This is a genomic window from Streptomyces fructofermentans (genome assembly GCF_014651055.1).
In the GTDB taxonomy this organism is placed as follows: Bacteria; Actinomycetota; Actinomycetes; order Streptomycetales; family Streptomycetaceae; genus Streptomyces; species Streptomyces fructofermentans.
On record NZ_BMWD01000003.1, the window covers coordinates 117886 to 136903 of the forward strand.

Annotated in this window: 13 protein-coding genes; 4 read left to right on the forward strand and 9 right to left on the reverse strand. The window is 74.1% G+C overall.

Features of this window, described 5'->3' with window-relative positions; all coding sequences use genetic code 11:
* Window positions 1-120: 120 nt before the first annotated feature.
* Together IE265_RS05485 and IE265_RS05490 are read right to left on the reverse strand one after the other, a co-directional pair.
* Window positions 121-1686 carry a sodium:solute symporter family protein gene (locus IE265_RS05485; protein WP_190034204.1) on the reverse strand — a complete coding sequence of 522 codons (1566 nt, stop codon included), beginning with the start codon at window positions 1684-1686 and terminating at the stop codon, window positions 121-123.
* 142 nt (window positions 1687-1828) lie between these two features.
* Complete coding sequence (locus IE265_RS05490) at window positions 1829-2614, reverse strand: SDR family oxidoreductase (RefSeq protein WP_190034205.1); 786 nt, start codon at window positions 2612-2614, stop codon at window positions 1829-1831.
* Between the two features lie 81 nt (window positions 2615-2695).
* On the opposite strand from IE265_RS05490, the gene IE265_RS05495 reads away from it, so the two are divergent.
* On the forward strand, window positions 2696-3547 hold the full coding sequence (locus tag IE265_RS05495; RefSeq protein WP_190034206.1) for a hypothetical protein: 852 nt from the start codon (window positions 2696-2698) through the stop codon (window positions 3545-3547).
* Here IE265_RS05495 and IE265_RS05500 read toward each other — a convergent pair.
* Entirely contained in the window at window positions 3498-6314 is a 2817-nt protein-coding gene (locus IE265_RS05500; protein WP_190034207.1) for a tetratricopeptide repeat protein, read from the reverse strand. The two genes, IE265_RS05495 and IE265_RS05500, sit on opposite strands and share 50 nt — an antisense overlap.
* Before the next feature lie 309 nt (window positions 6315-6623).
* Window positions 6624-7250 (reverse strand): ankyrin repeat domain-containing protein, encoded by a 627-nt coding sequence (locus IE265_RS05505; protein ID WP_190034208.1) that lies wholly within the window; start codon window positions 7248-7250, stop codon window positions 6624-6626.
* Between the two features lie 145 nt (window positions 7251-7395).
* Between IE265_RS05505 and IE265_RS05510 the strand changes: the two genes are divergently transcribed.
* Window positions 7396-8148, forward strand: a complete 753-nt coding sequence (locus IE265_RS05510) for an SDR family oxidoreductase (RefSeq protein WP_190034209.1) — start codon at window positions 7396-7398, stop codon at window positions 8146-8148.
* A 134-nt stretch (window positions 8149-8282) separates the two neighbouring features.
* Here the strand turns inward: IE265_RS05510 and IE265_RS05515 are convergent, their stop codons facing one another.
* The gene (locus IE265_RS05515) at window positions 8283-8858 is read right to left on the reverse strand and encodes a hypothetical protein (RefSeq protein WP_190034210.1); all 576 of its coding nucleotides are present in this window, start codon (window positions 8856-8858) and stop codon (window positions 8283-8285) included.
* A gap of 144 nt (window positions 8859-9002) precedes the next feature.
* On the reverse strand, window positions 9003-11594 hold the full coding sequence (locus IE265_RS05520) for a bifunctional FO biosynthesis protein CofGH (protein WP_190034211.1): 2592 nt from the start codon (window positions 11592-11594) through the stop codon (window positions 9003-9005).
* A 213-nt stretch (window positions 11595-11807) separates the two neighbouring features.
* Between IE265_RS05520 and IE265_RS05525 the strand changes: the two genes are divergently transcribed.
* Both IE265_RS05525 and IE265_RS05530 read left to right on the forward strand, forming a co-directional pair.
* Window positions 11808-13313 (forward strand): CehA/McbA family metallohydrolase, encoded by a 1506-nt coding sequence (locus IE265_RS05525; RefSeq protein WP_190034212.1) that lies wholly within the window; start codon window positions 11808-11810, stop codon window positions 13311-13313.
* 108 nt (window positions 13314-13421) lie between these two features.
* Window positions 13422-13817: a nitroreductase/quinone reductase family protein gene (locus IE265_RS05530; RefSeq protein WP_190034213.1), complete on the forward strand. Its 396-nt coding sequence runs from the start codon at window positions 13422-13424 to the stop codon at window positions 13815-13817.
* Between the two features lie 504 nt (window positions 13818-14321).
* Here IE265_RS05530 and IE265_RS05535 read toward each other — a convergent pair.
* From IE265_RS05535 to IE265_RS05545, 3 genes are all read right to left on the reverse strand, one after another.
* Window positions 14322-15773: an aldehyde dehydrogenase family protein gene (locus IE265_RS05535; protein WP_190034214.1), complete on the reverse strand. Its 1452-nt coding sequence runs from the start codon at window positions 15771-15773 to the stop codon at window positions 14322-14324.
* Window positions 15770-17500, reverse strand: a complete 1731-nt coding sequence (locus IE265_RS05540; RefSeq protein WP_308434772.1) for an N-acyl-D-amino-acid deacylase family protein — start codon at window positions 17498-17500, stop codon at window positions 15770-15772. Before IE265_RS05540 ends, IE265_RS05535 begins: the two co-directional genes overlap by 4 nt.
* Before the next feature lie 283 nt (window positions 17501-17783).
* A complete protein-coding gene (locus tag IE265_RS05545; protein ID WP_190034216.1) occupies window positions 17784-18902 on the reverse strand; it encodes an LLM class flavin-dependent oxidoreductase in 1119 nt (372 codons plus the stop codon).
* Between the last annotated feature and the right edge of the window lie 116 nt (window positions 18903-19018).

Genomic DNA, 19018 nt, shown 5'->3' on the forward strand with positions numbered 1-19018 from the left:
CTCGGCGGGGCGCGGCGGTTCCCGCGCGCACGACGGGGGCGGCCGCTCGTGGGGAGCGGCCGCCCTCGTCGCCGTTCGGTGTCGGCACCCCGGTGCGGGGTCCGGCCCTCGTCCCGGGGTTCAGTCCTTGGCCGGTGCTCCGACGACGTCGTCCGCGGGGCCGGCCGGAGCCGGGACGGCCGCCGAGGCGGAGCCCCCGTCGTCCGAGTTGATCGTCGCGATGAGCGCGTCCCGTTCCGGGGTGTCCTCCGGCCTGACGTACCCGATGAGGACGTACAGGACGAGGGAGACCGCGAGCGGGATCGACACCTGGTACTGGAGCGGGACCCCGCCGTCGACGTTCCAGCTGATCGGGTAGTTGACCAGCCAGAAGGTCAGCAGGCCGACGCCCCAGCTGATCAGCGCGGCCGTGGGACCGCTCTTGCGGAACCAGGGCAGCAGGCCGAGCATCAGCGGGATCGCGATCGGACCCATCAGGCCGGCGACCCACTTGATGACGACGGTGATGATGTCGCCGAAGAAGTCGGAGTTGACCTGCGTCGCGATGGCCATCGACAGGCCGAGGAAGAGCAGCGTGGCCCAGCGGGCGGCCAGCAGACCCATCCGGGTGTCCCATTCGCGGGCCTTGCGTGAGACGGCGGGCATGATGTCGCGGGTCACGACCGCCGCGATGGCGTTGGCGTCGGACGAGCACATCGCCATCGTGTGGGAGAAGAACCCGACGATGACCAGGCCCAGCAGCCCGTGCGGCAGCAGGTGTTCGGCCATCAGCGCGTACGAGTCGGCCGGCACGTCCGTCTTGACGATGAGCGGGGCGACCCACATGGGGAAGAACAGCACCAGCGGCCAGACGAGCCACAGCGAGGCGGACAGGGCGCCCGAGCGGGTGGCGGACTTCGCGGAGTCCGTGGCCATGTAGCGCTGGGCCTGGTTCCACATGCCGCCGTTGTACTCGAAGGTCTTGATGAACAGGTACGCGATCAGGAAGACCATCATGTACGGGCCGGCCAGCGGTTTGGTGTGGCCCTCCAGCGCGGGCTCGTCCCAGACGCTCCACAGGGTGCTGAAGCCGTTCAGTTCGGCCATCACGGCGACCAGCATCGCGATGCCGGCGACGAACTGGATGATGAACTGGCCGAGTTCGGTCAGCGCGTCCGCCCAGAGGCCGCCCACCGTGCAGTAGACGGCGGTGACGGCGCCGGTGATCAGGATGCCCATGTTGAGCGAGACGCCCGTGAAGACGGACAGCAGGGTGGCGATGGCGGCCCACTTGGCGCCCACGTCCACGATCTTCAGCAGGACGCCCGACCAGGCGAGTGCCTGCTGGGTGGGCAGGTTGTAGCGGTTCTTCAGGTACTCCAGCGGCGAGGCCACGTGGAGTCGTGAGCGGACCCGGTTCAGCCGGGGCGCGAAGAGTCGGGCGCCGATCGCGATGCCGATCGCGATCGGGAAGGACCAGGTGACGTAGGACGTCACCCCGTACGTGTAGGCGATGGCTGCGTAGCCCGTGAACATCACCGCGCTGTAGCCGGACATGTGGTGCGAGATGCCCGACAGCCACCACGGCATCTTTCCGCCTGCCGTGAAGAAGTCGCTGACGTCGCCCACGCGTTTGTGGGACCAGACACCGATCGCGACCATCACACCGAAGTAGCCGATGAGCACGGCCCAGTCGAGACCGTTCATGTGCCCCCTCCCAGGGTCGTGAAGCGCCCGCTCATCGTGGGTTCGACGGCATGGCCGCGACAACAGCCGTGTTGGTCAAGAGGAGGTAAAATAGTTCTGCTTACTGACCTCGGTTCACGTCCCTGAACGCACGCAGAATCGGCTATCGCATCAGCTCACCCGCGTTGACCAGCAAGGACTGTCCGGTGATCGCCCGCGCGCGGTCCGAGGCGAGGAACACCGCGGCGTCCGCCACGTCTCCGTCCGTGGCCAGCTCCGGCAGGGCCATCCGGCTCGTCAGCCGCTCCAGCACCTCGGCCTCCGGCACGCCCTCCGTGTGCGCGGTGAACTGCACGAACGCCTCCACCGGCGGCCCCCACATCCAGCCCGGCAGCACGGTGTTGACCCGGACGCGATGCGGTCCCAGCTCCCGCGCCAGTGAGTACATCGCGCTGGTGAGCGCGCCCTTCGAGGCCGCGTAGGCCGCCTGCCGGACCTGGCTCGGCGCGGCCACCGAGGACTGCGTACCGATGATCACCACCGAGCCGCCGCGCTCCTTGAGGGCCGGCAGGCAGGCCCGCGTCATCCGCAGGGTGCCCAGCAGGTTCACGTCCAGCACCGCCTGCCAGGTGGCGAAGTCCGCGTCCTCCAGGCCGCCGAAGACGCTGTCCCAGGCGGCCACGTGGACCACGGCGTCGATCCGCCCGAAGCGCTCCCCGGCCAGCGCGGCCAGCGCCTCGCACTGGCCCTCGTCGGTGATGTCCGTGGCGCGGTAGGCGGTGTGCGCGCCTTCCGGGTCGATCTCCCCGGCCGACTTCGCGAGGTTCGCCTCGGTGCGCGCGCCGAGCACGGCGTTCCCCCCGTCGCTCACGACCGCCGCCGCGACCCGGTGGCCGAGGCCGGCGCCGACCCCCGAGACGACGACGGTCTTGCCCTGGAGCAGTGACATGAGGGGCCTCCCCGGATCTGGCGCATTGTCTGACGGGGCGTCAGAGTATGGGCGACCGGCGGAGGAAGGAAGGGAAGAGCCATGTCCGAGGACACGCGAGACGGCACCCGCGCCGAGGAGTACGCGCGGCTGGCCGCGGTCGGCCCGTACGGAGTCCGCCCGGGCCACGCCCTGATCACCATGGTGGAGCCGCATCCGGGCCACGAGTACGCGTACAACCGCTGGTACGAGGACGACCACTACTACGCCGGGGCGATGGCGATGCCGTGGATGTTCGCGGGCCGCCGCTGGGTCGCGACCCGGGACCTCCAACTCCTGCGCTACCCGGAGAAGTCGGCCGTCGCCCAGCCCGTCACCGCCGGCTGCTACCTGTCCACCTACTGGGTCACCGACGGCCGCTACGACGAGCACATGAAGTGGACCGTGGGCATCAACAGGCGCCTGAACAGGGACGGCAGGGTCTACCAGGACCGCACGCACGTCTTCACGGCGTTCCAGGACCACGAGGCGACGGTCTACCGGGACGGCGCCGCCGGTCCGCGCGACTTCCACGCGCTCGACCATCCGTACGCGGGCCTCGTGGTCGAGGTCGTCGACGCCGAGTCCCCGTCCGCGCGCGACGAACTGCTGGAGTGGCTGCGCTCGCGTCACCTGCCCCGGCTGCTGTCCGGCTCGTCCGCGGCCATGGTCACGGTGTTCCGTCCGACCCCGCTCCCCGGCGACCGCATGACGTACGTGAAGCAGGTCGAGGGCGTCGACACCCGGCTGACCCTGCTGTGGTTCCTGGAGGCCGACCCGCGCGGGTGCTGGGACCCCGGGTTCACCGCCCTGGACACCGCGGTGGCCGAAACGGGCCTGGGCCGGGTCGAGTTGGTGGCCCCGTTCATTCCGACGGTGCCGGGGACGGACCGGTACGTCGACCGGCTGCGCTGAGCCGGGAGAGCAGCGGGGCCAGCGCCCCGCCCGCCCGGCCGGAGCGCCACGGGGCCAGCTCGTCGACCACGTCCGCCAGCCGGACGAGGGCCCCTGCCGAGGCGGCGGCCGGCCCGTCCGGACCGGCGGCCCGCCCGACGTCCGCCAGCGCCTCGTCCGGCAGCCCCAGTTCGAACAGGGCCCGCGCCCGCACGCAGAGCGCCTCCGGCGAGCGGGGGTCCAGTTCGAGGGCCAGGTCCAGCTCCCGGCGGGCGTCGGCGTACCGGCCCAGGCCGCACAGCGCCCGGCCGCGCAGGGTGCGGATGCCGGCGTCACCGGGGCGCAGCTCCACGGCCCGGCTCGCGTCGGCCAGCGCCCGCGCGGGGTCGCCCAGGCGGCTGTGCAGGTCCGATCGCTGGCACAGCGCCCACGGGTAGCCGGGGTTGAGGGCCAGCGCCCGGTCGAGGTCGGCGAGGGCCGGGCCGGGACGGCCCAGCTCCCGGTGGGAGACCCCGCGGCTCGCGTACGCCGAGGCGTACCCGGCGTCCAGGCCGACCGCGTGGTCGTAGTCCGCGACGGCGTCCTCGTGGCGGCCCGCTCCCCGCAGGGCGTCACCCCGCTCGCAGGCCATCCAGGCCGACTCGGGCTTCAGCGCGACGGCCCGGTCCAGGTCCGCGAGTTGCAGCCGGGGCTGGCCGAGGGCCCGCCGCACCCGGGCCCGGCGGGCCAGGGCCCAGGCGTAGTCGGGGTTGATCTCCAGCGCCCGGTTCAGGTCGGCGAGCGCCTCCTCGTACCGTCCGAGGCGGCTGTACGTGGCGCCCCGGGACGCCCAGGCGAAGTCCCGGGCAGGATCGAGCTCGATCCCCCGGTCCAGGTCGGCGACGGCCTGCGCGTGGTGGCCGAGGATCCGGTGGTACTCGCCGCGCAGGGAGATCGTCCGCGCGTCGTCCGGCGCGAGTTCGTGCGCCCGGTCCAGATCGCGGACCGCGGCCGTGTGGTCGCCGGACTCGGCGTGGGCCAGCGCCCTGGCACAGCGGGCACGCGCGAGCCCGGGGTCGAGCGCGACGGCCTGGTCGAGTTCCGCCAGCGCCCGCTCGTACGCGCCGCCGTCCCGCAGCGCGTCGCCGCGGACCGTCCGGGCTGCGGCCCGGCCGGATGCGTCGAGTTCGGCACGGCTCAGCAGGCGTCCGAGGACCTCGACCACCCCGCCGTCCGCGAGGGCGGCCAGCAGTTCGCGCCCCCAGTCCGCCACCGCCGGCGCGTCCGTGTCCTGTCCCGCGTCGGCCAGGACCTGGGCCCAGCGCAGGGCGGGCATGTCGCCCCGGCCGCAGGCGTCGACGAGGTCCCGCAGGACGACGGGCAGCGCGGACCGGGGCGCGGCGCACAGCAGGTGGTAGGACTCGGCCAGCCGCAGGGCCCGCCACGCCTCGTCGGCCCACGTCCCGTCGGCCCCCGCGGCCGCCTCCGCCTCCTCGCGCCACCGGCCGAACTCCGCCGCGAGGCGGCTGTGCCGCCGCGCCCAGCCGCGTGGTGAGTGGTGCCGCTGGAGCCTGAGCATGGGCGCCCGTACGACGTCGTGGTACTGGACGCGGTCCCCGCGGTCGCTCACGAAGGGCAGCCCCCGCAGCCAGGCGAAGAGGCCGGCCGCCTCCTCCTCCCCGCAGTCGACGACCGCCCTGAACACGTCCGCGTCCAGCCGCCGGGGCAGCGCGCAGGCGAGTGCCGTCGCCCTGCGCACGGGGTCGGGCTCCCACTTCAGGAAGCGTTCGACGGCGGTGGAGCTGGGGTCGCCGACGTCGGCCGGGTCGGCGGGGCGGCTCTCGGCCAGGGTCGAGACGAGCACCGGGAGGCCGCCGCTGAGCCGGAGCACCTCGTCCACCACGGGCTCCGCGACGACACCCCGGTCGGCGAGCAGTCCGCGCGCCTCCGTCTCCGTGAAGGGGCCCAGCGGCATGTCCACCACGAAGTCCGCGAGGCCGCCCCAGCGGCCCGGGTCGGCGGGGTGCTGCCCCGCGGTCACCACGACGACGTTGCCGGGCAGCGCGCCGCCGTAGCGGTCCCCGGTCGTCACCTGGCGCAGCCACGCGTCGAGGAAGGCGCCCGTCCGCTCGTACGTGTCGAGGAACAGCACGATCCACGGCACGGTCGCGGCGGCCTCGGCGAGTTCGCGCAGCAGCACGGGCGTGAGCACGCTCTCCGGTGAGAGCACCAGCTGCACGTCGTCCTGGCTGCGCAGCCGCGCGCTGAGGCCCGCCCGCACCCGGTCCGCGCCCTCGGCGAGCCGCTCGGGGTCGACGATCTGGGTGAGGGCTCCGGCGCCCGGCAGGAGCCCGATGCCGGCGAGTCCGGCCCGGGCCGCCAGCACGCTCGCCGTCGACGGGCCGTCCTGGTCCGGCTCCTGGGTGGCGACGGACGCCGCCTCGGCCTCGTGGCGGCGCTCCCGGTGCGTGACCAGCATCCGGTCCAGGTCCCTGAAGCGGTGGCCCTGCCGGCCGAGGTGGGCGCTGATCACCGCCATCGCCTCCGGGACGCTGCCGGCGGCCTCGTCGACGTAGACCGTGTGGGCGCCGCACTCCTGGGCGACCTGCTCCAGCTCCCGTACGAGGAAGGTCTTGCCGACGCCCGCGTTGCCGTGGACGTGGAACAGGAACCGGTGGCGTTCGTCGCGGGGCGACAGGCCGAGGTTGTGCCGGAACGCGGCGCGTTCGGCTCCGCGGCCGACGAAGCCCGCCCGGGTGCGCCGACGGATCAGGTCGGCCATCGACGGCAACGGTTCGTCACGACCCATGCGTGCTCCGCCCTCCCTCGCTCCCCGGCCACGCCCGCACCATTCTGACGCAGGCGCGCCGTTCGCGTCCGGGTGTCCCCGGGCCGGGCAACACGCCTTCTCCGTATGGGGTTTCGGGGCGGGGCGGCCGCGGGTGCCGGTGGCCGCCGCGCACCCGGCACGGCGACCGGGCGGGGCACGCGGAGCGCCGCGTGCCGGGCGCCGGGCGGGCGCCGCGCACAAGGCGGGCGGGGCGGTCCCGCGCCTCGGCCGCGCCTTCCGGCGGAACGGTCCCGCGCCTCGACCGGACTCCGGCGGAGAGGTCGCGCCTCAGCGGCCCTGCGGCGGAGCGGTCCGCGGGCCCCGGGCGGCACGCAGCAGCCCGATGACCTCCTCGTGGACCGCACGGCCCCCGGGTCGGCTCGACGCGTGGTCGCGCGCGCAGGCCAGGGCCTGGCGCGTCGGGGCCGCGCCCCGGGCCAGGAGGTGGCGGACCGTGCCGGGCCGGCCGAAGCAGGCCGCCCACCCCAGAGCCGTCCGGCCCCTCAGGGTGATCTCCGGGGCGGCCCCACGGTCCAGCAGCAGGTCCACCGTCGCGGGGTGGCCCTCCGGGGTGGCGGTCGCCGCCAGGACCAGGGCGGGTTGACCCATCCGGTCCGGGGTGTCGGGGTGGACCCCCGCGTCGAGCAGGGCGCCGACCACCCCGGTGCGGCCGAGCATCGCCGCGAGGCACAGCGGGGACGTCTCGCCGTACTCGCCCACGCGCCGCGCCGTGTCGGCGCCCGCGCCGACGAGCAGGCGGACGACATCGGCGCGGTCCTTCCGCACGGCGGACTCGAGCGGCGTCCGCCCCTCGGCGTCCGGCACGTCCGGTCGCGCGCCCCGGGCCAGGAGCCGGGCCACGAGGAACGCGTCGCCGCTCTCCGCCGCCCGTACCAGTCGCTCCCCCGCGTCCATCCGGCGATCATGCCACCGTCCCGTGCGCGCCCGGGTCGCGGGAGGCGGGGCCGCGACTCCCGCGCGTGGCTGTGCCGTCCCGGCCGCCCGGGAACGGATGATGGCCGCACATCGGACCGGCAGGACAGGAAGAGGGTGGACCGTCGTGAGGATCGCGGTGGCCGGCGGGACCGGTCTCGTCGGCCGGCACGTCGTACGGGAGCTGGCGACGGCGGGTCACGAACCCGTGGTGCTGTCCCGGTCGAGGGGTGTGGACCTGGTGACGGGGTCGGGGCTCGACGCGGCCCTGGCCGGCGCGGACGCCGTCGTCGACGTCAGCAACGTGACGACCGTCGGCGCCAAGAAGTCCGTGTCGTTCTTCGGGAGCGCCGGCCGCAACCTGCTGGACGCGGGCGCCCGGGCGGGCGTACGGCACCACGTGGCCCTGTCGATCGTGGGGGTCGACCGCGTGGGGCTGGGCTACTACCGGGGGAAGCTGCGCCAGGAGGAGCTGCTGGCGGCCGGGCCGACCCCCTGGACCGTCCTGCGGGCCACGCAGTTCCACGAGTTCGTGGGGCAGACCGTCGACCAGGTGCCCGGCCCGCTCGCGGTGGTGCCGCGCACGCGCACCCGGCCGATCGCGGCCCGCGAGGTGGCGCGGCACCTGGTGGAACTCGTCGTCGCGCCGCCGCGCGGCAGGGCGCCGGAGCTCGCCGGGCCCCGCGAGGAGCAGCTCGTCGACCTGGCGCGGGACCTGCTGCGGGCACGGGGCAGCCGGCGGCTGCTGGTGCCGCTGACGCTGCCCGGCGCCGCGGGGCGGGCCATGCGCGGCGACGGCCTGCTGCCGCTGGAGTCCGGGCCGCGCGGCGATCAGACCTTCGACGCGTGGCTCGCCGAGAACGTCGTGCGCGGGGCATGACCGCCGGTGCCCGTGCCGCCCGGCGTACGGCAGACGGCAGACGGCAGACGGCAGACGGCGTACGGCGTACGGCGTACGGCAGACGGCAGACGGCAGCACCACGCGGCAGCGCGGCAGCGCGGCAGCGCGCGGGCCTACTTGACGACCGTGACCGGTGTCCCCGCCGTGCCGAACTTCCAGACGGCGTCGCCGTCCGCCACCTTCATCCGGACACCGCCGGTCCGCACGCCGTCGGCGGGCGGCGGCGGGGAGGAGCCGTCCACGGCGTTGGAGAAGGCGATGTTCACGCCGGAGACGACGGTGAAGTAGACGATGTGCTCGATCTTCACGCCGTCGCTGCCCTCGACCACCGCGCCGTTGCGGGTGGACACCTTGTAGGTGCCGGGCTGCGGGCTCACCGTTCCCGGCCACACCGCGAAGGTGCGCCGGGTCGCGTCGCTCGCGTCGACCAGCCACACGCGTCGCTGCGCCAGGGAGTAGACGATCCGCCGCCCGGTGCCGGAGCCGTCTGGGACCGCGGCGGGCCGCGGCTCGCGGGGCTCGGCGGAGGGCTTGGCACTCGCCGAGGCGGAGGGTTCCGGGTCGGGGGAGGCGGTCGGCCGCGGTCCGTCCGTGGCCCGGCCGGCCAGCACGGCCACCACCACCAGAGCCGCCACGGTCAGACCGGTGACCCAGGCCCACGAGGGAAGCCGTCGGGCAGGCACGGGCACGCAACTCCTCAGCTCTGATTCACCCCGTCGGAGGGTCGGATCATCCTACTCCGACGGGTCCCACGGCCGTCCCCCCGGCCACTCCCGGCCCTCGCGTCACGGCCGCCGCGGTCCGCGGCCGCGGCCGGCCGCCCCGCGCGGGCGTCACTCCAGCACGGGGAGAAGCGCCGGCAGATGCCCGTCCGAAGCCGCCGCCGCCCGCTGCCGCTCCTGCGGCACCTCCCCGTACAGGGTGGTCCGGGGCCGCGCCGGACGGCCCGCCGCCCCGGCCACCGCGATGAGGTCCTTGACCGACTTGTAGGAGCCGTAGCCCGACCCGGCCATCCGGGAGATGGTCTCCTCCATCAGCGTGCCGCCGACGTCGTTGGCGCCGGAGCGCAGCATCTCCGCGGCACCCTCCGTGCCCAGCTTCACCCAGCTCGTCTGGATGTTGGGGATGTGCGGGTGCAGCAGGAGGCGGGCCATCGCGGTGACCGCCCGGTTGTCGCGGATCGTGGGGCCCGGCCGGGCGATGCCCGCGAGGTAGACCGGCGCGTTGGTGTGGATGAACGGCAGGGTGACGAACTCGGTGAAGCCGCCGGTGCGCTGCTGGATGCCGGACAGCGTCCGCAGATGGCCGAGCCAGTGCCGGGGCTGGTCCACGTGCCCGTACATCATCGTGGACGAGGACCGCAGGCCCAGCTCGTGCGCGGTCGTCACGACCTCGATCCAGGTGGCGGCGGGCAGCTTGCCCTTGGTCAGCACCCAGCGGACCTCGTCGTCGAGGATCTCGGCGGCGGTGCCGGGGATGGAGTCGAGGCCCGCCTCCTTGGCGGCGGTCAGCCACTCCCGGATCGACAGGCCCGTGCGGGTCGCGCCGTTGACGACCTCCATCGGCGAGAAGGCGTGCACGTGCATGCCGGGGACGCGCTCCTTGACCGCCTTCGCGATGTCGAAGTAGGCGGTGCCGGGCAGGTCGGGGTGGATGCCGCCCTGCATGCACACCTCGACCGCCCCGAGCTGCCAGGCCTGTTCGGCGCGGTCGGCGACCTGGTCGAGGGAGAGCGTGTAGGCGTCCGCGTCGGTGCGGCGCTGCGCGAAGGCGCAGAAACGGCAGCCGGTGTAGCAGACGTTGGTGAAGTTGATGTTCCGCGTGACGATGTACGTGACGTCGTCGCCCACGGCGGCACGGCGGACGTCGTCGGCGATGCCGCACAGCGCGTCCAGCGCCGGGCCGTCCGCGTGCAGCAGCGCGAGCGCCTCGTCGTCGGTCAGCCTCGTCGGGTCGTCGGCGGCGGTCGCGAGCGCGGCCCGCACGTCGGTGTCGATCCGCGAGGGCACCATGCCGGGGGCCGCGGCCTCCCGCAGCGCGTCCCAGTCGCCGTAGACGTGGTCGTAGTCGCCGCGCCGGTCCCCGGTGCGGCCCTCGGTGTCGATCGAGGCGTGCAGGTCCGTGCGCCCCGAGGAGGTGAACGCCTCCTCGGGCTCCTGCCACGGGTGCCCCTCCACGACGGCGTCGGCCCGCGCGAGGCCCGTCTCCGGGTCGGCCAGCGCCCGCACGTGCGGCAGCAGCCGGGGGTCCAGCCACGGCTCGCCCCGCTGCACGAACTCCGGGTAGGTGCACAGGCGTTCACGCAGTTCGAAGCCGGCCTGGGCCGACTGCTCGCGCAGCAGCTCGATCTGCGGCCAGGGCCGCTCGGGGTTGACGTGGTCGATGGTCAGCGGCGACACCCCGCCCCAGTCGTCGACACCGGCGCCGATCAGCCGCCCGTACTCCGAGTCCACGAGGTTGGGCGGCGCCTGGAGGCAGGCGGACGGGCCCATGATGTGCCGGGCGACGGCGACCGTCGCGACCAGCTCGTCCAGCTCCGCGTCCGGCATCGCGCGCATCGCGGTGTCGGGCTTGGCGCGGAAGTTCTGGATGATCAGTTCCTGGATGCCGTGGTAGGCCCGGGAGATCCGGCGCAGCGCGAACAGCGAGTCGGCGCGCTCCTCGTACGTCTCGCCGATGCCGATGAGGATGCCGCTGGTGAAGGGCACCGAGGAGCGCCCGGCGTCCTCCAGGACCCGCAGCCGCACGGCGGGCTCCTTGTCCGGGGAGCCGTGGTGGGGGCCGCCCGGCTCCGACCAGAGGCGGCGGGCGGTGGTCTCCAGCATCATGCCCATGCTCGGCGCGACGGGCTTGAGCCGCTGGAAGTCGGTCCAGGACATCACGCCCGGGTTGAGATGGGGCAGCAGGCCGGTCTCCTCCAGGATGCGGACGGAGACGGCCCGTACGTACGCGATCGTGTCGTCGTAGCCGTGCGCGTCGAGCCATTCGCGGGCCTCGGGCCAGCGCTCCTCGGGCTTGTCGCCGAGGGTGATGAGGGCTTCCTTGCAGCCCAGGGCGGCGCCCTTGCGCGCGATGTCGAGGACTTCGTCGGGGGACATGAACATCCCGTGGCCGGCCCGGCGCAGTTTGCCGGGGACCGTGACGAAGGTGCAGTAGTGGCACTTGTCCCGGCACAGCCGGGTGAGGGGGATGAAGACGCTCTTCGAGTACGTGATCACGCCCGGCCGTCCCGCGGCGGCCAGGCCCGCGTCGCGCACGCGGGCGGCGGAGGCGGCCAGGTCGCCCAGGTCGTCGCCCCGCGCCTGGAGGAGGACGGCGGCCTCGGTGACGTCGAGGGCCACACCGTCACGGGCTCGTTTGAGGGCGCGGCGCATCGCGTTGGCGGTGGGTGTCCCGGGGCGTGCGTTGTCGGCGCTGCTCGTCATCCGTCGAGAATACGTACGGCGCGGCGGGGCCCGCCGGAGAGTGTGTCGGGGGCCACAGTCCGGCGGGCCGCGCGGCGGGCCGCGGGCCCCCCGGGCGGACCCGCGACGGTCCGCCGCGGGACGCCGATTCCCTTCCCGTGGAACGCGGTTCACGACGCACCACAGGGTTGCGACCTGCCGCCGACCCGCCGCCGCGCGCCGGGAGCAGCACACATGCGCGAGGGCGGCCACGGCAGCGGCGGACGTGTCCCGTCCGTGACCGGGGCGGGCGCCGCGCCTACCTTGGGAGGCGTGAGCTTCACGAGCGGCGCGGACGCGCCCGCCGGATCCGAGAGCCGTATCGTGCGCGGCACCCTGCCGCCCGGTTCGCCGGACTTCGTGTACCTGCCGGTCGACGTCCCCGCCGGGGTACGGGAGATCAGGGTCGCGTACACGTACGAGCGGCCGTCCGTCCCGGCGGGCACCGCGGGCAACGCGCTGGACATCGGCCTCTTCGACCAGCGCGGCACCGCGCTCGGCGGCAGGGGCTTCCGGGGCTGGTCGGGCGGGGCGCGGTCGGAGTTCTTCGTCCGCGCGGACGACGCGACGCCCGGCTACCTGGCGGGGCCGGTCGGCGAGGGCACCTGGCACATCGCGCTCGGCCCTTTCACGGTGGCTCCGCAGGGGCTCGCGTACGAGGTCACCGTGACGCTGGCCTACGGGGAGCCGGGCACGCCCGTGCGGCCCGTGTATCCGCCCGAGCGGGCGAGGGGCCGCGGCCGGGACTGGTACCGGGGCGACTGCCATCTGCACTCCTGGCACTCCGACGGGCGCCGCACCCCGGCCGAGATCGCCGCCCTCGCACGGGCCGCGGGCCTGGACTTCATCAACAGTTCGGAGCACAACACCCACGCGGCGCACGCGCACTGGGCGGCGGAGGCTGGCGACGACCTGCTGATCCTGCTGGGCGAGGAGGTCACCACGCGCAACGGGCACGTGGTGGCCCTGGGCACGGACCCCGGCACGTTCGTGGACTGGCGTTACCGGGCCCGCGACAACCGCTTCGGCCGGTTCGCGCGGCAGATCCGCCGGGCCGGGGGTCTCGTGGTCCCCGCCCACCCGTACGCCACCTGCGTCGGCTGCAACTGGAAGTTCGGGTTCGCGGAGGCGGACGCGATCGAGGTGTGGAACGGCTCGTTCGGGCCCGACGACGAGATGGCGCTCGCCGACTGGGACAGCGCGCTCGCCGCCTCCGTACGGGACGGCCGGGGCTGGACACCGGCGATCGGCGGCAGCGACGCCCATCGCGACCCCGACCCCGTCGGCACCCCGCAGACCGTCGTCCTCGCCGACGACCTGACCCGCCGGGCGATCCTGGAGGGCGTCCGCGCGGGCCGCTCGTACATCGCGGAGTCCGCGGCCGTGGTGCTGTCGTTCACCGCGACCGGGCCCAGGGGTGAACGCGCGTTCGTCGGGGGCCGGTTGCGGGTGGCGGAGGACGCCCCGGTGACGGTCCGTCTGGAGGTCTCGGGCGCGCCCCGCTGCACGGTCCGACTGGTCACCGACCAGGGCGTGCTGCACACCGCCGGGCTCCCCGGGTCCGGCTCGGGGACGGTGGAGTGGCGTACGACGGCCCGTCACGCGGCGTACGTACGGGCCGAGGTGCGGCACCGGGCGGCGGCCGGGCCGCTGCCGGGCGCCGCGGTCGCGCTCACCAACCCGGTCTTCCTGGGCGCCTAGGACATGACCGCGCGCGGGGCCCTCCTCCCCCGGGCGGGCCGCGGATACGGTGGCTGCCGGACTCCACGGCCCGCCCGGGCGGAGGAGGCGGAGGAGGGGGTCGGCGGGATGCCGCGTCACCACGAGGCCAAGTTCCGTGCCGTCACGTCGTTCCAGCGGCGGGTGCTCAATCCGCTGGTCCGGCGGCTGCCGTGGCAGACCCTGCTGGAGACCACCGGCCGGACGTCGGGCCTCGCCCGGCGCACCCCGGTCGGCGGGCGGCGCGTCGGCGGCACGTTCTGGCTGGTCTCCGAGTACGGCGACAAGTCGCAGTACGTGCGCAACATCCTGGCCGACCCGGCGGTGCGCGTGCGGATCGGCGGGCGCTGGCACCACGGGACCGCCCATCCGCTGCCCGAGGACGACGCGCGGGCCCGGCTCGGGTCGCTGCCCCGGCTGAACAGCTCGGCCGTGCGGCTGTTCGGGACGCGGCTGCTGACCGTACGGGTCGATCTGACCGACTGAGCCGGGCGTCAGTCGCGCGGCGCGTTCGAGGGGCGGTCCGGCCTCGGCGAGCAGGGCGTCCTCGGCACGGGTGAGGACGGGCGAGGGGGACTGCCGCAGCAGGGCGTCGAGCCGGGCCGCGGTGGCCGGGACGCGCGTCCCGTCCCCGCCGGCGCCGGCGGTGTCCGTAACCGCGGTGTCCGTTCCCGCGGAGTCCCGTCCAGAGCCCGCCGGACCCCCGGCTTCCGCACCCTGCCCTGTCCGGCGGCCCACTGCGGGTCCGCGGTGAGGATGCGGTGGGACTCCAGCGCGGCGGCCGGGGGCGCGCGCATCGCGGGGGAGTTCATCAGGTGGTACAGGTTCGGGTTCCGCAGGGCGAACTCGACGTGGGTCTCCCAGCCCTCGCGGAGGTCCCGTACCGGGTCGGTGCCGGAGGGCCGGTCCCGCTCGGTCGCGAGTACTCGTCCCAGCCGTGGTCGACGACCGCCGACAGGAGCCCCTCCGCCCCGCTCTCCCGGGTGCGCGTCAGCCCGGCCACACGATCGACTGGAGCTCCGAGTACGCGTGCAGGGCGTACGAGCCCACGTCCCGGCCCACCCCGCTCTGCTTGAAGCCGCCGAACGGGGCCTCCATGTTGCGGCCGACCGTGTTGACGCCGACCCCGCCCGCCCGCAGCCGCCGGGCCACCCTGAAGGCGCGGGCCACGTCGGCGGACCAGACGTAGTCGATGAGCCCGTAGTCGCTGTCGTTGGCCAGCGCGACCGCCTCCTCCTCGTCGTCGAAGGGCAGGACCACGACGACCGGACCGAAGATCTCCTCCCGGACCACCCGCATGTCGGGGGTGCAGTCGGCGAGGAGGGTGGGGGCCACGTAGAAGCCGCGGTCGAGCGGCGGACGCCCGCCGCCCGCGACCACCCGGGCGCCCTCCTTGCGGCCCAGCTCCACGTACGCCTCGATCCGGTCCCGGTGCGCCGCCGAGATCACCGGGCCGACGACGGTGTCCTCGGCCCGCGGGTCGCCCACGGTCAGGTGCCCCATGTAGTCGGCGAGTCGTGCCACGAGCGGGTCGTGGACCGCCCGTTGCACGAGCACCCGGGTCGGAGCGGTGCAGATCTGCCCGCTGTAGAACGAGAACGTCGTACCGATCCCCCGGACCGCCGACCCCAGGTCCGCGTCCTCGAAGACGACCGCCGCGCCCTTGCCGCCCAACTCCATGAGCTGGCGTTTCATCCCGCGCCCGCAGACCTCCGCGATCCGCCGTCCCACGGCGGTCGAACCCGTGAAGCTGACCATGTCCACGTCGTCCGAGTCGACGGCGGCCTCGCCGACCTCGGCCCGGGAACCGCTGACGACGTTCACCACGCCGGGCGGCACGCCCGCCTCCTCCAGGGCCCGGGCCATCCGGTACACGGACAGCGGATCCTGCGGGGCCGGCTTCACCACGACCGTGTTGCCCATCGCGAGCGCGGGAGCGATCTTCCCGGCCGGATTGGCCCACGGGTTGTTGTACGACGTGATGCACGAGACCACGCCCACCGGCTGGCGCAAGGCCAGCGCGCCCATCACGGCCGCGCCCCCGAACGGGCCCGCCTCGTTGATCTGCGGGGGCAGCGCCTGCTCGACGGGCTCCACGCGCGCGTAGCGGCGGAACCGCGCGGCCGCCACGCCCACCTGCATCCCGCGGGCGGTCGCCGTGGTGGCCCCGCTCTCGGCCCGGGCCAGCTCGGCGTGCGGCACGAGGTCGCGCAGGATCAGCCCGGCGGCCCGGCGCAGGATGCCGGCGCGTTCCTCGGGGGCCGTGCGGGACCAGCCCGGGAAGGCCGCCCGGGCCGCCGCGGCCGCCTCGTGCACCTGGGCCCGCGAGGCCTCGGGAGCCGGTCCGACGACCTCCTCGGTGGCCGGGTCGACCACGTCGTAGTGCCCGCCGTCCGGCTCCACCCACGAGCCGCCGATGAACAGCCGACGCCCGTCCGTCATTTCGTGCTCACCGTGCGCGTGTCACGGCCCGAGCGCAGGACCGTCCCGGGCACCGCCCCGGTCACCACGTCGCCCCGGATGACCTCGACGCCGTTGACCCACACGGCCGTGACGCCGATCGCCTTCGAGTCGAGCCGCGGGCTGTCCCCGGGCAGGTCGTGCACCAGGACGGCCTTGTCCGCGTCGATCCGCTCCGGGTCGAAGAGCACCAGGTCCGCGTGGAATCCCTCCGCCACCCGTCCGCGGCCGCGCAGCCCGAAGAGCCGGGCCGGGTCGTCCGTCAGCATCCGCACGGCCTGCTCCAGCGGCACCAGCTTCCTGCCGCGCAGGCAGTCGCCGAGGAACCGGGTCGTGTAGGGCGCCCCGCACATCCGGTCCAGATGCGCGCCGGCGTCGGAACCGCCGAGCAGTACGTCCTCGTGCCGCCACGTCTCCTGCCGCAGGGCCCAGGAGCCGGGGTCGTTGTCCGTGGGCATGGGCCACAGGACGGTCCGCAGGCGGTCGTTGACGCAGATGTCCACCAGGCAGGCGAAGGGCTCCTGGCCGCGCTCGGCCGCGATGTCCCGTACGACCCGTCCGGTCAGCCCCTCGTTCTCCGGGCTGTACGTGTCCCCGATGACGTAGCGGCCGAAGTCGGCCAGCCGCCGGAAGACGCCCGCCTCCTTGGAGCCGGCGCGCCGCAGCATCTCGGACCGCACCTCGGGGTCCTGGAGCCTCGCCATGCGCTCGGGCACGGGAAGGCCCAGCACCTCGCCCCAGCCGGGGATGAGGTTCAGGGCGCAGAAGGTGCCCAGGGACATGTTCATCGGCGTGAGGATCGGCATGGTCAGGGCGACGACGCGGCCGCCGGCGGCGCGGGCCCGCTCACTGGCCGCCAGCTGGCGGGGCACACGCTCCGGGACGGCCGCGTCGATGGTCAGGACGTTCCAGTTCAGCGGGCGTCCCGCCGCCGCGCTCATCTCCACGAACAGGTCGATCTCGTCGTCGCTGAACTGGTCGAGGCAGCCGGCCACGATGGCCTCGATCTGGGTCCCCTCGTGCTCCCCCACCGCCTGCGAGAGCGCGAGCAGTTCGGCGGGGCGCGCGTGCCGCGAGGCGACCGGCCTGCCGTCGCCGTCGGAGTGCGTGGACGACTGGGTGGTGGAGAAGCCCCAGGCACCCGCCTCCATCGCCTCGTGGAACAGCTCCAGCATCCTGTCGAGTTGCGCGGGCGACGGCTGCCCGCCGACCGCGTCCGGGCCCATCACGTACCGCCGCAGTGCGCAATGGCCCACCATGAAGCCCGCGTTGACGGCGATGCGGCCCTCCAGCGCGTCCAGGTACTCCCCGAACGAGTGCCAGCTCCAGGGCGCCCCCTCCTCCAGCGCGACGAGCGACATCCCCTCGACCTTGGACATCATCCGCCGCGTGTAGTCGGCGTCCTCGGGCCGCTCCGGGTTCAGGGGCGCGAGGGTGAAGCCGCAGTTGCCGCCCGCGACCGTCGTCACGCCGTGGTTGAGCGACGGCGTCGCGTACGGGTCCCAGAAGAGCTGGGCGTCGTAGTGCGTGTGGGGGTCGACGAAGCCGGGGGCGAGCACGAGCCCGGCCGCGTCCTCGCTCGTGCGCGCGGCCTCGGTGACGGACCCGATCACGGCGATGCGCCCGTCCCGTATCCCCACGTCGGCGGTGCGGGAGGGGCCGCCGGTCCCGTCCACGACGGTCGCCCCTCTGATCAGATGGTCGAGCACGACGACACCCTCTCTCGTATGTCTCGCAGAGCCTCTTGTCCTGCCGAACCGCCCGACTGCCGGACCACCGAACCGCCCGACTGCCGGGCCACCGGACCACCGGACCACCGGACCACCGGACCACCGGGCCACCGGGCCACCGGGCCACCGGGCCACCGGGCCACCGGGCCACCGGGAGAGCGTCCCTCCGCCCGGCCCCGGGTCCGCGTCCCGCCGGGGGCCGCTCCCCCGCGTCACTCCGAGCCGGGCCGCGGGCCGCCGGCCCCCCGCACCCCGCCGGGGCTCAGCCCGTCCGGCGGAAGCGGGTGGTGCGGTGGACCGGGTCCGTGTCGATCTTCGGGATCACGTGCTCGCCGATGAGCCGGATCGTCTGGAGCGTCTCCTCCTTCGGGACGCCGACCGGCAGCCCGAAGCTCAGCTGGTCCGCCCCGGCCTGCTCCCACCGCTTGCACTGGGTGAGCACCTCGCCCGGGTCGCCGCAGATCAACAGCTCCTCGGCGATGAGGAGTTCGATGAACTCCTCGTTGTACTCGGGCAGCGTCTCGGGCCACACGGGGAAGCCCTCGGGCCGCGGGAAGGTGTCGTGGTAGCGGAAGACGAGGGAGGGCAGGTAATGCAGGCTGCCCCCGACCGCGATCCGTACCGCCTCCTCGTGCGTCGGCGCGCAGATGGCGGTCGTGGTCACCATCACGTTGTCGTTGACGAAGGCGCCGACCGGCTCCGCCTCGACGACGGCCGTCTTGTACTGCTCCAGGACCCACTCCATGTCGGAGACCTTCTGCACGCTGAAGCCGAGCACCCCGAGCCCCTTGCGGGCCGCCATCGCGTACGAGGGCGGCGACCCGGCGGCGTACCACATCGCCGGGTGGGCCTTCCCGTACGGCTTGGGCAGGACCTTGCGCGGCGGGAGCTGCCAGTGCTTGCCCTGGAACCCGACGTACTCCTCCTGGAGCCACATCTTCGGGAACTCGGCGATGGTCTCCTCCCAGATCTCCTTCGTGTGGTTCATGTCCGTGATGCCCGGCAGGAAGCCGAGGATCTCGTGCGAGCCGGCCCCGCGCCCGCTGCCGAACTCGAAGCGGCCCTCGGAGAGGTGGTCGAGCATCGCGACCTTCTCGGCGACCTTCACCGGATGGTTGACCTGGGCCAGCGGGTTGAAGATGCCGGAGCCGAGGTGGATCCGCTCGGTGGCGTGCGCGAGGTACCCGAGGAAGACGTCGTTGGCGGAGAGGTGCGAGTACTCGTCCAGGAAGTGGTGCTCGGACGCCCAGGCGTACTTGAAGCCCGAGGCGTCCGCCTGGATGACGTACTCGGTCTCCTCCATCAGCGCCTTGTGCTCGGCGAGCGGGTCGGTCTCGGCGCGCTTGCCCACGTATCCCTGTACGAAGAGCCCGAATTCCACGGAGGTTCACCGTCCCCACGAATCGATATCTGACGTACCGTCAGATTCATTGAGCCGACTGTTCCACCGCCCGCCGGGAGCGTCAATAGCTGACGAGCAGTCAGATGACGGTCCCG

What these genes read in the sequence shown, in the direction of transcription:
- IE265_RS05485 (WP_190034204.1), bottom strand. Translation starts at nt 1,686, where the DNA reads ATGAACGGTCTCGACTGGGCCGTGCTCATCGGCTACTTCGGTGTGATG.
- IE265_RS05490 (WP_190034205.1), bottom strand. Translation starts at nt 2,614, where the DNA reads ATGTCACTGCTCCAGGGCAAGACCGTCGTCGTCTCGGGGGTCGGCGCC.
- IE265_RS05495 (WP_190034206.1), top strand. Translation starts at nt 2,696, where the DNA reads ATGTCCGAGGACACGCGAGACGGCACCCGCGCCGAGGAGTACGCGCGG.
- IE265_RS05500 (WP_190034207.1), bottom strand. Translation starts at nt 6,314, where the DNA reads ATGGGTCGTGACGAACCGTTGCCGTCGATGGCCGACCTGATCCGTCGG.
- IE265_RS05505 (WP_190034208.1), bottom strand. Translation starts at nt 7,250, where the DNA reads ATGGACGCGGGGGAGCGACTGGTACGGGCGGCGGAGAGCGGCGACGCG.
- IE265_RS05520 (WP_190034211.1), bottom strand. Translation starts at nt 11,594, where the DNA reads ATGACGAGCAGCGCCGACAACGCACGCCCCGGGACACCCACCGCCAAC.
- IE265_RS05525 (WP_190034212.1), top strand. Translation starts at nt 11,808, where the DNA reads ATGCGCGAGGGCGGCCACGGCAGCGGCGGACGTGTCCCGTCCGTGACC.
- IE265_RS05530 (WP_190034213.1), top strand. Translation starts at nt 13,422, where the DNA reads ATGCCGCGTCACCACGAGGCCAAGTTCCGTGCCGTCACGTCGTTCCAG.
- IE265_RS05535 (WP_190034214.1), bottom strand. Translation starts at nt 15,773, where the DNA reads ATGACGGACGGGCGTCGGCTGTTCATCGGCGGCTCGTGGGTGGAGCCG.